Annotated in this window: 9 protein-coding genes; 7 read left to right on the top strand and 2 right to left on the bottom strand. The window is 43.9% G+C overall.

All coding sequences use genetic code 11. The features are described from left to right. Nucleotides 1-135 precede the first annotated feature (135 nt). From RIC07_RS14095 to RIC07_RS14065, 7 genes are all read left to right on the top strand, one after another. Nucleotides 136-1728: a hypothetical protein gene (locus RIC07_RS14095; RefSeq protein ID WP_446395074.1), complete on the top strand. Its 1593-nt coding sequence runs from the start codon at nucleotides 136-138 to the stop codon at nucleotides 1726-1728. A gap of 86 nt (nucleotides 1729-1814) precedes the next feature. Continuing rightward, nucleotides 1815-2771, top strand: a complete 957-nt coding sequence (locus RIC07_RS14090) for a lysylphosphatidylglycerol synthase transmembrane domain-containing protein (RefSeq protein WP_446395073.1) — start codon at nucleotides 1815-1817, stop codon at nucleotides 2769-2771. 130 nt (nucleotides 2772-2901) lie between these two features. Next, nucleotides 2902-4347, top strand: coding sequence for a sensor histidine kinase (locus RIC07_RS14085; protein ID WP_446395072.1), 1446 nt, complete (start codon nucleotides 2902-2904; stop codon nucleotides 4345-4347). Nucleotides 4348-4526: 179 nt separating this feature from the next. Beyond that, entirely contained in the window at nucleotides 4527-4964 is a 438-nt protein-coding gene (locus tag RIC07_RS14080) for a hypothetical protein (protein WP_446395071.1), read from the top strand. After that, complete coding sequence (locus RIC07_RS14075) at nucleotides 4961-7735, top strand: ParA family protein (RefSeq protein WP_446395070.1); 2775 nt, start codon at nucleotides 4961-4963, stop codon at nucleotides 7733-7735. Before RIC07_RS14080 ends, RIC07_RS14075 begins: the two co-directional genes overlap by 4 nt. 75 nt (nucleotides 7736-7810) lie before the next feature. After that, the gene (locus RIC07_RS14070) at nucleotides 7811-8035 is read left to right on the top strand and encodes a helix-turn-helix transcriptional regulator (RefSeq protein ID WP_006102707.1); all 225 of its coding nucleotides are present in this window, start codon (nucleotides 7811-7813) and stop codon (nucleotides 8033-8035) included. A 49-nt stretch (nucleotides 8036-8084) separates the two neighbouring features. Further along, on the top strand, nucleotides 8085-8624 hold the full coding sequence (locus RIC07_RS14065) for a Uma2 family endonuclease (RefSeq protein ID WP_446395069.1): 540 nt from the start codon (nucleotides 8085-8087) through the stop codon (nucleotides 8622-8624). Between the two features lie 264 nt (nucleotides 8625-8888). Here RIC07_RS14065 and RIC07_RS14060 read toward each other — a convergent pair whose 3' ends face one another. Then, the gene (locus tag RIC07_RS14060) at nucleotides 8889-10601 is read right to left on the bottom strand and encodes an alpha-glucosidase family protein (protein WP_446395068.1); all 1713 of its coding nucleotides are present in this window, start codon (nucleotides 10599-10601) and stop codon (nucleotides 8889-8891) included. A 396-nt stretch (nucleotides 10602-10997) separates the two neighbouring features. Beyond that, complete coding sequence (locus tag RIC07_RS14055; protein ID WP_446395067.1) at nucleotides 10998-12674, bottom strand: alpha-glucosidase family protein; 1677 nt, start codon at nucleotides 12672-12674, stop codon at nucleotides 10998-11000. Between the last annotated feature and the right edge of the window lie 439 nt (nucleotides 12675-13113).

The raw sequence follows: 13113 nt of genomic DNA, 5'->3' as shown, positions 1-13113 counted from the left end.
CAAATGACAAATGACAAATGACAAATGACAAATGACAAATGACAAATGACAAATGACAAATGACAAATGACAAATGACAAATGACAAATGACAAATGACAAATGACAAATGACAAATGACAAATGACAAATGACAATGAATAAAGACCTGTTTGCCCGCGAAGCCCTTGCCCAAATACCCAAACTCCTTACCCTGCTAGACCGCAACCCACACAGCCCTACCTACGGCTGTTTTGACCGCAACTTTTGGCAGTATAAAATTATTGATTTCCCTAGTGGAATGGCGCAGGAGTTTGTTCTGCCTTTAGCATTAGCATATAATACCCAGTTATCCGATAACCCTTTCTACCAACAACCAGCGATTCAAGATTGGGTGGAAGCCGGAATTCTTTATGCGGCTAAAAGCGCTCATCCGGATGGGTCTTGTGATGACTATTTCCCTTTTGAACGAGCCGGAGGTGCAGCGGCATTTTCCCTACTTGCCTGTATTGACAGTTATCAAGAATTAGGGTTAAATAATCCAATTGCTTTAAAGTTTTTTGAAAAACGCGCCGATTGGCTAGCCCATCATCAAGAAAGTGGACGCCTTACCAATCACCAAGCGTTAATTGTTCTGTGTCTAGATTTACTGTCTAATCTATTACAAGCCACCAAATGGGATAGAGCCAGAGTACAACGTTTAGAACAGGTATTATCTTGGCAAAACCCTGAAGGTTGGTTTATTGAGTACGAAGGTTGTGACCCCGGTTACCATACGTTAACGATTTCTTGTTTAGCGCGAATTTATCAACTCAGACCTGATCCCCGGCTGAAAGAAGCATTAATCAAAGCGGTTGATTTGGCGGCAGAATTTGTGCATCCTGATGGCTCTTATGGGGGAGAATATACGAGTCGAAATACTTATAATTTCTTTCCCCATGGCTTTGAACTGGTGGGACAGTGGTATCCCCAATCCCTAGAAATTAACGATCGCGTCCTGGTGGGACTGGCAAATGGACTGGCTCCTTGCTATGCTGACGATCACATTATTGGTCACCATACCTGGAACTATCTACTCACATGGCGTGATTTTGTGTCAACTCGACCTGAACCAACTCCCCGTTCTCCCGGTCGAGTTTGGTTTAAGGACGCACAAGTTTTAATTGACCGTCGCCAAAATACGGAACTGTATTTAGCCTTAAACAAAGGGGGAGTATTTAAACTGTTTCAGGACAAGCGTTTAGTCGCCTCTGACACTCAATTTTCATTGCAAGTCCTAACGGGTAAAAAGATAAAAAATGCTGTCGGTCATTTAGTTGATACCTATCAAGTCAAAGTTGAGGACAATGAAATTATGATTGAAGGAGAGTTGGGGTGGGCAAAACAGAAACAAATGACCCCCACAAATTTACTAATATTGCGAGTCGTCATGCTCACAGTAGGTCGCTTCTTTCCCAACTTAATCCGCAAACTCTTACAAAAAATGCTAATTACAGGCAAACAAAAAGCTCCGTTCCACTTCCGTCGCTTGATCGAGTGGAAAAATGGACAGTGGCATATCACCGATGAGTTGCAAGCTCAGTCCTGGAAAGACGTGATTGCTGCCGGAATTGGAGGCGATCAAACTTCGATTTATGTGGTTATGAGTCGCACGTTTCAACGGGGACAATTACAGCCCTGGTTAGATTTAACCAATGAGGTTAAGAAACTAGATGCTTATGAATGGCTGCGATTAGAGCGAAAATTTTAAAAGTAGGAATCATGAGTCTAAATTCACTGTTATGTGACATAAGACATAAGACATAAGACGAATGACAAATGACGAATGACTAATTTATGAAACGACTAATTTCAATCGCCGTCAGCCTAATTATCCTGGCAGTGATTTACTCCAAAATTGATTTTCCCGAACTCGTTGCCGTTTTTCAAAATAGCGATCGCGTCTGGATGCCTGTAAGCTTGGGAATGGTTGTTCCCCTAACCTTATTCACGTCTTGGCGGTTGCAACAACTGATGCCCAGTGGCGCTCGCTTGGGCTTTTTTGAAGCAAATCGGTTAATCTTAGCGGCAAGTGTTTTAAATATGGTGCTGCCGTCCAAGATGGGGGATATTGCCAAAGCCTATTTTATGAAACAGCGGGGTCATTTGAGTGGGACTCTTTCGTTATCGCTGGTGATTTTTGAAAAAGCTTGTGATCTGTTATCCCTGCTGTTATGGTGTGTTTTTGGTTTATTACTCTATGAACCGAAAGATTGGCTATTTTGGCTGATGACGACGGCGGTGGGCATGGGTTTAATCTTGGGAATTTGTCTCTTGGCGTCTCGGAAATTTGCTTATTTTTTCTTTGTCGTGGCTCGCAAGATTGCTCCCAAAAAAATGCGTTCAAAATTAGAAACAATGCAAGGCTCTTGGGGCGACATGCATGACTATTTTTGGCGCGATCAACGTCAGCTTCTCAAGATTACTGGAACGTCGATTTTTATTTGGTTTTTACACTTATTACAAATTTGGTTTTTTATCCTAGCGCTGAAGGCGACGACTCCATTTCTAGTCAATCTCGCCTTGTCTCCCCTCGCCATTTTAGCCGGATTATTACCTCTAACCTTTGCCGGAGTTGGCACACGCGATGCAGCATTAGTATTGTTTTATCAGGACTATCTAGACCCCGCAACCGCCGCCGCCTTAGGATTGCTGTGTACCTCGCGTTACTTTTTACCTGCCATTGGCGGATTACCGTTCCTGAGTCAATTTTTAGCAACAATCCGTACAATCAAGGGCAGTCGAGACACGTAGCGCTTAACGTGACTCATCTCACTCAATTTAGTGATTGAAATCACAAGTATTGCGGACTACATATCACTGATAGCGTGATCCGAATCCTAGAAGCTAGTAGTAATGCCCAGATAAGCTTAGCAACGCCCCCATGTTACTTCCCAGCAGCGACCGTTTACTCAACAGTCCACCTGATTGGTTGGAGTCAGACAAACCCTTGTGTCCTAATTTGGTTAAGCAAACTCGGCAGATAGAAGTGTTGAACGAGGAATTAGCGGCTCAAATTGCAGAACGTCAAGATATGGAGTTAGCCCTGAGGAAATATCGCAGCATGTTTGAGGGTGCCGTTGAGGGCATCTTTCAAACCACTCCAGACGGGCATTTTATTGACTGCAATCCAGCGCTGGCAAAGATTTATGGTTATGCATCCCCCGCTGAACTATTGGAAACGCTAACCGACATTGGACAACAACTCTATGTGAATCCGAATCGACGCCGGGACTTTATTGAGAAACTGCGATCGCACGATTCAGTCACAGACTTTGAATCCCAGGTGTATCGAAAAGATGGGCAGATCATCTGGATTACTGAAAATGCTAGGGCGGTGCGCGATCGCGACGGGAATTTACTCTACTATGAAGGGTTCGTCACCGATATCACCCAGCACAAAGTTACCGAGGAATCCTTGCGGCGATCCCAAGCAAAATACAAAGCCCAAGCTGAACAACTGGAGGAGACATTAAATCAACTGCGCCAGACGCAACAACAGTTGATCGAAAAAGAGCATCTTTCCACCTTAGGCAAATTGCTGGCTGGAGTTGCCCACGAAATTAATAATCCGGTTAATTTCTTATGTAACAATTTTCCTCATGCTCAACAATATACCACAGACTTATTAAATTTACTCCAACTCTACAGCAAATATAATCCCCAACCTGCACCAGAAATTCAACAGGAAGTCGAAGAAATTGATTTAGAGTTTGTCGTTGAAGACTTTCCAAAAACCCTGTCATCTATGCAAATGGGGGCTGAACGTCTGCGCCAACTTGTTTATTCCCTCAAAACTCTATCTGGAGCAGACGAAGAGCAATCGATAGATATTCACCAAGGGCTAGATAGTACCCTAGTCATGCTCTACTATCGTTTAAAATCCAAAGGAAACAAGCAAGAAATTAAAGTGTTCAAGGATTATAGTACACTGCCTTTAGTCACTTGTTATCCTTGTGGGTTAAATCAGGTATTTATGAATGTGCTGTGCAATGCCATTGATGCCCTAAAAGATATGCGTTCTCAACCCGCGAATGGGGACAGTGAGCAAACTATAACGCCATCCATCTGGATTCGCACAGAATTAATTGATAATGGGAAATCTGGGGCGTGTGCGGTTATTCGCATTATCGATAACGGACCGGGAATAGATGAGGAACTGAAACAGCGAATCTTTGAGCCTTTTTTTACCACTAAACCTCCGGGGAAAGGTACGGGTTTAGGATTGTCAATTAGCCATCAAATCATTGTTGAAAAACATGGCGGAACGTTTACCTGTAATTCCACACCGGGTCAAGGAACAGAGTTTGTGATTGAAATTCCGATTTGAGTTTAGGGTTCATAGTTCATAGGTCATAGTTAATTGGGTAGCAAGGTTTTGCCCCAACGCTAGTCTAGTTGGGCATTGTCCGACTACTTACCTCTTAAAATAAAAACTGCTGCATGTTTATCACACAACACTAAACTAGACTAAAATTGGAGTGATTGACTGTAGCGTTAAAGGGTAACGTGATCCAATTCACACGCCGAGAAATAGAAAAAGCTTGGCGAGAAAACCTATCGGCTTCTTCCAGCAAAACTCCTAGAACTAATCCTCATCGTCTGCTATTGTTTTATGCTGTTGAGTGTGGACTCAAGGCAATTCTGATGCGCCGACGCCAGAGAGACTGCACTGATGACAGTATTGCTGAATTTGGGCATGACATCAATCGGTTACTGGATACGTTGGGAGCCAAGGGGAGTTTGAGGCTGCCTGCTCAGATTCGGCTAAAAGATATTAAAATTCAAGGTTCTCCTCACCAAAGAAACTTGACATCCGATCAAATTAACCAACTCTGGAGATATGGTCATAGTTTTGAAAAAAACGCTCAAATTCAAGATAAAGATTTAGAATCAACGCTGTTTCAGATAGCTGAGTGGATTAAAGTAGAATTAAGAAGTATATGAAAGCGATGAGACTCTTGACCTGGTTGGATGTTCGGCGAGTTATTCGTCGAGAAACAAACTATGGAAGTCACCTGCCAAAGGGAATTGTCAGAATTAATAGTTTTTCTGATGCCATAGAAATTGGTATATCGTCTGAGGACTATCGAGATAAGGCAAAGCAAGCTCTCAAAAAATGGTTTGGAGATTGGTATCAACAAGAAGAAGAAGAGAATTTTATTCAACTAGACTTGGGAGAGGGAATTTTACCCGTAGAGTTTATTCACGAGGAAGAAAGCGGCGATACCGATATTCGGATTCGTCCCTTCTGGGAAGAAGTAGCTTACTTGCAAAATAATGGTGAGCCAGAGACTGAAGTTCCCAAAAATCTCCATATCCCAGAAGCCTATCCCAGTACCAGCCCCCAATTAGTTGCCTTTTATTCTTTCAAAGGAGGAGTAGGCAGAACCCTGCACTTAGCTGCCCATCTTTTTGCTTTACTTGAGCGAGCCAGAGAACTCAATCAAGCCAAAACATTTTTAGTCGTCGATGCTGATTTAGAAGCACCCGGTCTAACCTACTGGAATCGCTCGGAAAAACAACAACCTACTGTTTCTTTCATTAATTTTCTGGAAGCTTACCATGCTTCATCTCTGGAACCAGAACCCGTGCTTTCCTTTTTGGCGAAAGAGCTGAGAAAATCTCCCAAACGGGATGGAAAATCGACAATTTACTTTCTTCCGGCTTGTCTAGATGATAGCGAATTACTCGATACACCTATTCTCCCCGAACATTTAGTCAGAACTATCGATGGAGCATGGGAATTTGGTAATGCTTTATCTCAATTAGGTCAAGCTGTAGATGCGGATTATGTACTCATTGATCTGCGTTCTGGTTTAAGTGAAATTTCCAGTCCGATTATTTTTGATCCGAGAATTCAACGGTTTATCGTAACCACCATTAATGACCAATCAGTCAATGGTTCGAGTTTAGTTTTGCAGCAGTTAAGTCACACCGCCCCTCCAGAAACAGAAGTTGACTCAGAAAACTACTATGATCCTCTAGTATTGATTACTCTACTCACGCCAGAACTTAAATCACTTCCTGCATTTGACGAGGCTTTATCGAGTTTTCAGGCGGCTTATGTTCAGTCTCAAGGTGATATTTATCAAACTCGTTTAAAAATAAAGGAAACGGATTTCACTCAGGAATTGCTTTATTTGAATAATTGGGAGGATGCTCGTTCAAAACTTAGCCCGACTTCAGTCATGAAAGTGGCTAAAGAGTGGGCAGAGAGTCAGTTGATCAAACCGAAAGAACAGCACTTAGATTTACCAACAACTCAGGACTCTGATCCCTTGGCAGCAGTGCGTCGTCTCAGAGATGTGTGTCAGCAGTATGAATATGCTGAAAGTGGACAGGGAGAGGACTTGTTAGTCACTGAACCGTTGAAAAACTTAGCTACGACTTTTCGGGATGAGTTACCCCGTATAGTCTCAATTGGCTCTAAAGGTTCAGGTAAGACATTTAATTATATTCAGTTGTCTCGTTTAAAATACTGGCATAAATTTATTCAGCGGGTTTTGGGTGAAACGAATGAATCTGAAGAGAAAACTTATATATTTCCCATGCTGCAATCGCTGAATCTCCGAGACAATGCCATTAAAATTATTCAAGAGGCAAGAAACGAAGTTATATCTGCTTCCGGCAATAGTTTTCCAGAGTTTTCTCATTCAGAATATAACGATAAGATTGAATCAGCACTTGCCAACCAAAACTGGGGAAAGCAGGAATGGACACAATTTTGGATTAAAGAGATTGCCAGAACTGTTGGTCTTGATCCAGAAAGCAAGGACTATTGGAGTTTTAATGATATTAACAATGTCCTGAAGCAGAAATCATTGCGGGTAATCTTTTTATTTGATGGGCTAGAAGATATTTTTGCTGACACATCCTCTAATCCCATCCAGCAAGCCGCCATTGAGTCTTTGATTCGTCTACCAGCCCGGTTATCAGAAATCCGAAAAAATAACTTAGGCTTAATTATTTTCATCCGCCGTGATTTTGTCCGTTACGCCATCACCCAGAATTTATCTCAACTTGAAAATCTATACGGGTCTTATGATTTATATTGGGATGCTGATTCTTTTATGAATCTAGTTTTTTGGGTTTGCAGTCAAGCGAAAGTTATCGATGCTGATGAATCAGAACTAGATAGCATGACTCGCGAACATCTCATTGAAAAACTGGAAAATTTATGGGGCAAGAAGCTGGGTTCTGATAAGTCAAACGAAGCTTATACACCGAATTGGGTATTCGCCGCTCTGACAGATTTTAAAGGAAGACTACAAGCTAGAGATATAGTGCGCTTCTTATATCATGCTGTTGATGAAACAATAGAAAATGCCAAAGAAGTTCAATTTGAAAAGTGGTCTACCAGCCGTCTCTTACCACCCCAAGCGATTCGTCGTGCTTTAGAACCCTGTAGTAAGAAGAAGGTTAAAGAAGCAAAAGAAGAATATCCCGCCTTTAGAACATGGGTTGATACTCTCCAGTCTAAAGATCCAAAAGAAATGCGAATCCCATTCACCTTAGATAATTTTGACATCGAACCATCAACATTAAGTATGCTGGAAGAAATCGGAGTGGTTTATGAAGACCGAGCTAGAGATGATACGCCGCGATATTATATGCCAGAAATTTTTCGCGCAGGTTTAGATTTTACCTTAGATAAAGGAGCGCGTCCTCGGGTTGTGGTATTGAAGCGCAAGGCTCTAGGATCAGGGATTATTTAATGCTAGTTGTGTAGAGACGTTGCATGCCACATACCGTTTTATCTATACCATATAGTAATTACCGTTCAGTATAGAATGACTGAAGCAAGTAATCAAGTAACTTTGATGGAATTGCGAAACCGTGCTGGCTTAACTCGCCGACAAGTGGCGATGGAGTTGGGAGTGACGGAAAAAACAATCTATGTGTGGGAGACGAGTTCAAATCCACCTCGCCTGACGGTGGCTCAGGTTCAGCGCTTGATCGAGATGTTGAATTGTTCTATGGCGGAACTGGTTGAAGCGACAGAAAATCGCTCCTAGATTAAGTTATCTGTCAATAGTAATTGTTACACAAGGAAGGTAAGCAGATATGGTGACTACTCCTGTTGGACAACAAGTTTTCTCCTTGGAAGACTATATGCAAAATCCTCCCGATCGCATGGAGTGGGTGAATGGGAAACTTGTTGAGAAAAATGGAATGACGTTTAAGCACAGTGTCACTCAATCCCGATTAGATTATTACTGGAGAAGTTATAAAATCTCCAGTGAGCAAGGGGGAGAAGTGTTGACAGAAGCCCCCTGTCGTACCCATAAACGAGGGCGGCGTCCAGATGTTGCTTATATCACTCGCGATTTGCTTGAAGAGTATGGTGAGTTTGAGGTACTTCCTGTCAGTTTTCCGTTAATTGCTGAGGTGGCTTCCCCGACTGACTTAGTTGAGGATTTTTGGGCAAAGGCGACTGAGTATTTGGAGTCAGGTTGTCAGGAAGTTTGGTTAGTTTTACCAGAGAATCGCTTAATATTTGTGCTGACTCAAACTCAAAAGTTATGGTTTGGTAAGGGTGAGGTTGCAAGGACACAGGAGGTATTACAAGGATTTAGTGTAGCAGTGGATGAATTATTGGATTGATATTACAGCGCTTTTGGTAGTAAGTGAGGTACAGCCTGAAATCGGCTGTATGTTTGTCTAAACAGTTATTCTTTCTATACCTTGCATCCCTACTCTTTGCCTTCTGCCCTTTGTCTTGTCCCTACCAAAACGGGGGTAGTCGGTTTTTCGGCGTTGGTAAGGGCGCACATCTATGCGCCCCTACTTGTGTCAAAACGTATTTCTGAATAAAAAGGGAGAATCTCCACGAATTCTCCCTTTGTTATCGCCATTGGCAATTAAACCCTATTCAGTTTCCGGCGAATAATTGCCAAAATAAACGCCATAGCCAGGAATTTCTACCACCCCGTTATACCGTCGGTTGATAAAATCAGACTCATCGGCTCGATAACAGTTGGGGTAGGGCGATAAATCAAAATGCACAGGCATTGGACTCAAATTAAACAGACAAATCAGGTTTTGTTCGTCACATTGGCGAGTAAACCCGAGTAACGGTTCCTCTGTATCCAATAGGGTTAAATCCCCCTTCAGTAACGCTGGCTGTTTCTTGCGCCAATGAATCAAACGGCGATATTTATTCAGCAGAGACATCCGTTCGCTGTCCTGCTGGTCAATCGCTTGATCACGATGTTCATCGGGAATGGGTAGCCAGGGTTCTTCTGCTGTGGTAAACCCAGCATTGGGCGCATCTTTGTGCCAAGGGAGAGGAGTGCGTGACCCATCTCGACCCACAATGGATGGATACCCGGCGAGTCCAAAGGGGTCTTGCATTTTTTCAAAGGGAATCGTTGCTTGGGTTAAACCGAGTTCATCCCCTTGGTAAATACAGCACCCTCCCCGCAAGGAAAGCTGGAGGGCGATAAATAGATGGTCAAAGACGGCGTGGGTGAATTTATCGTCAATGAGAAACTTCAGCCAGCGACTTTTTAGTCGGGGGAAATCATGGGTTCCTCCTGTCCAGCAGATGACGCCATCTTGGAAATGGCTTTCAACCTGCTCAATCATGTCCCGCACTCGCTTATAACTCAACGGTTCATCATGCATCAAGGCTGAGTTATAGGCTGTATGTAAGCGTTTCTTGCCTTTAACATATTCACTGGACGTAACCACCGTATCTTCAGCCGAACTAATTTCTGCCAATGTCATGGTTCCGGGATATTGATTCATCAATTCCCGAATCGGTTCGAGAAATTCCAAGGTTTCCGGTTGGCAGAAGTTATATTTATTCCATTGGGAGAAAAAGGGATCGTGGGGATCTGCCCCGGCTGGACGTTTCCTATTTTTGGGTCGGGGTGGATTATCCCGTAATTGGCGGTCATGGGTAAAGAAGTTTACTACGTCTAGACGGAAGCCATCGACTCCCATATCTAGCCAAAACCGTGCCACGTCTAGAATGGCTTCTCTAACTTCTGGGTTATACCAGTTTAAATCCGGCTGTTCGGCGAGGAAATTGTGCAGGTAATACTGTTCCCGTTTCGGGTCCCATGTCCACGAACTTCCGCCAAAGGTGGAAAGCCAGTTGGTGGGGGGTGTCCCATCGGGTTTGGCATCCGCCCAGACATACCAGTCGGCTTTGGGATTATCGTGACTACTGCGACTCTCTAGAAACCAGGGGTGTTCGTTTGAGGTATGGTTCCAGACTTGATCAATGAGTACCTTTAACCCCAAATTATGTGCTTTATTCAGGAGATGCTGGAAGTCTTCCATCGTACCGAACATGGGTTCAACTGCACGATAGTCAGAAATATCATAACCAAAGTCCTTCATCGGGGACTTGAAAAACGGGGAAACCCAAACCGCATCAACGCGAAGGGAGGCGATATAGTCTAGTTTTTGCATGATCCCCTTCAGATCACCGATACCGTCGCCGTTACTATCCATGAAGCTGCGGGGATAGACCTGATAGATAACGGCACTACGCCACCACTCATGGGATTGTTGATGTTGATCGGGTTTTTCTGTGGTAGATGTGGGGTTGAGGGTGGATTGTTCACTCATACGCGATTAATTTTATTGTTACCTCTTGTCGCTTTACTCTGTACTTCTGTACTAAGGCTCTAAGTACAGCCTGACACAAATTTTTGGTGAATGGAGAAATTCGTGACATCCTCCTGGGGCTAGATTAAGATAGTTCTCCAAAAAAGACACCATAAGCAGGAAGTTTGAGGGTATCGCCCTGTCTATCCGCCGTAAACCCTGAATCTGTGACGGCGGGTCTTCCGTAGTTACTGTGCTAAATTGTTAGTTTGATTTGCCAGAATATTGGACAGCAATAGCTTTAACCATTTTTACCCGAATTTCAATTTGTTTTAAGGCGTTTAAAAGCTACAGTCCTTGTTTGACAAGCTTTCCGATTCATTAAAACTGATAGTAGAGACGTAGCATGCTACGTCTCTACACGTCTTCAGATAAGTTCAATTCCCCAAAAAAGACACCATAAGCCGGAATTTTTAACATATCACCGGATCGGTCTGCGGTAAACCCAGACCCCTTAACTTCCTGACAGTCTGGATAAGCCGATAAATCATACTGGACTGGCGTATCACCCAGATTAAACATACACAGTAAACGTTGTTCAGCGGATTCCCGAATAAAAGCAAATAAAGGTTCATCGGTATCCAGAACTTTAGCATTCGTCATTCCCCAGATTAAAGCGGGTTGCTCTTGACGCCAATGCATCAGCCGCCGCCAGGTATTTAATAGGGAGTTGGGATCAGGTTCTTGGTTATTTACGGCTCGATTCAAATGAGGCTTGGGAACAGGTAACCAGGCGCGTTGGGCGATAGTAAATCCAGCATTGGCGGCATAAGATTTCCAAGGCATTGGCGTGCGGGAACCATCGCGTCCAGGGACTTCTGGGTACAGGGCTTTACCAAAGGGATCTTTAATTTCTTCGGGAGGAATATCCTCTGGAATCTTGGCTTCAGGTAAGCCTAATTCATCGCCCTGATAGAGGCAAAACGTCCCTGGCATAGACAGTAACATTGCCGCAATTCCATGATAAAATTCGTCGGGATAGGGATTCCCATTGACATCCTTTCCTGTCCAACAGGATTTGAGACGACCATAATCATGATTCCCGACAATCCAGCAATTACCACCGTCGCTGAAATAATGTTCTACTTTCTTCAGGGTATCGTGCATTAATTTAGCGCTAATCGGTTCATCAACCAGCAAGGCACTGTTATATGCCATGTGCAGTTTATCGGGTCCAACATGCTGACTCGATAGCACAATTGAGTCTTCACAGAAGGTGACTTCAGCTAAGGTGATTACCCCAGGATACTGATCCACCAGTTCCCGAATCGGTTTGAGGGCTTTTAAGGTTTCTTCACGACAGAAATTGTATTTAAATAACTGCCGAACAATGGGATTATCGGGGGCGACACCATCGGGTAACGGTGCATCATCGGGGCGAGACGGATTGTCTCGTAATTGGGTATCATGTAAGAAAAAGTTAGGCGCATCAATGCGAAAACCATCCACACCTAACTCCAGCCAGAATTTTGCCCGTTTCATTAAGGCATCAACGACTTCCGGATTATGCCAATTCAAATCCGGTTGACTGGGGAGGAAATTATAGAAGTAAAATTGTTGACGTTCACCGGACCATTGCCAAGCGCTTTCGCCCATAAAGGCTGATAGCCAATTATTCGGGGGTGAACCATCTTCTTTGGGATCTGCCCAGACATACCAGTCGGCTTTGGGATTATCCCGACTTTTTTTACTTTCCTGGAACCAAGGATGCTGATCTGAGGTATGATTCCACACCTGATCAATCATCACTTTCATTCCCAGGGCGTGAGATAGGTTCAGTAATCGCTCAAAGTCTTCCAGCGTACCAAACATCGGATCAATCTTACGCATGTCGGTAATGTCATACGCTAGATCATTCATTGGGGATTGAAAGATGGGCGTTAACCAGATGGCATCGACACCAAGGGCGGCAATATAATCGAGTTTCTCAATAATCCCTTCTAAGTCTCCTTTGCCATTTTCCATGGTGTCTTTAAAACTCCACGGCGAAATCTGATAAATGACCGCGTTTTTCCACCATTGTTCGCGTTGCATGAAACCTCCTTTTTTGAACAGAAACAGCACTAGGCATCTAAGGTCTAATTAACCCGATGTCAGGTGGAATGCCATACTCTATGGCATTGGTCTGGTTTAGCCTCTCTAGGCGATACATCTCTAGGCGATACAAAGGAGACAATTGCCCCTTGCATCTACACCGATTAACGGTTTAGCAGTAGCTTGATGTCCGGCGGCGATAGTTTAGAATTTTCGGGTTCGCTGACAGCTATCAATCTACAGGACTATCCTGACAGGGGGTAGGCGAATGATTCATCCTTCCAGGGTAGGAAGCTGGGGGAGATGAGGGAGATGGGGGAGCTGGGGGAGCTGGGGGAGCTGAGGGAGCTGGGGGAGATGGGGGAGTTGGGGAAGCTGGGGGAGCTGAGGGAGCTGGGGGAGCTGGGGAAGCTGAGGAAGCTGGGTGAGCTGGGGGAGA

Origin of the sequence: Coleofasciculus sp. E1-EBD-02 (genome assembly GCF_040218245.1) — a bacterium.
Lineage (GTDB): Bacteria > Cyanobacteriota > Cyanobacteriia > Cyanobacteriales > Coleofasciculaceae > Coleofasciculus.
The sequence above is the reverse complement of the archived record's forward strand: the minus strand, read 5'-3'. Positions and strand labels throughout refer to the sequence as shown.

Excerpts from the sequence above, each read along its gene's own strand:
- RIC07_RS14095 (WP_446395074.1), top strand. The coding sequence starts at position 136 with ATGAATAAAGACCTGTTTGCCCGCGAAGCCCTTGCCCAAATACCCAAA.
- RIC07_RS14090 (WP_446395073.1), top strand. The coding sequence starts at position 1,815 with ATGAAACGACTAATTTCAATCGCCGTCAGCCTAATTATCCTGGCAGTG.
- RIC07_RS14085 (WP_446395072.1), top strand. The coding sequence starts at position 2,902 with ATGTTACTTCCCAGCAGCGACCGTTTACTCAACAGTCCACCTGATTGG.
- RIC07_RS14075 (WP_446395070.1), top strand. The coding sequence starts at position 4,961 with ATGAAAGCGATGAGACTCTTGACCTGGTTGGATGTTCGGCGAGTTATT.
- RIC07_RS14070 (WP_006102707.1), top strand. The coding sequence starts at position 7,811 with ATGACTGAAGCAAGTAATCAAGTAACTTTGATGGAATTGCGAAACCGT.
- RIC07_RS14065 (WP_446395069.1), top strand. The coding sequence starts at position 8,085 with ATGGTGACTACTCCTGTTGGACAACAAGTTTTCTCCTTGGAAGACTAT.
- RIC07_RS14060 (WP_446395068.1), bottom strand. The coding sequence starts at position 10,601 with ATGAGTGAACAATCCACCCTCAACCCCACATCTACCACAGAAAAACCC.
- RIC07_RS14055 (WP_446395067.1), bottom strand. The coding sequence starts at position 12,674 with ATGCAACGCGAACAATGGTGGAAAAACGCGGTCATTTATCAGATTTCG.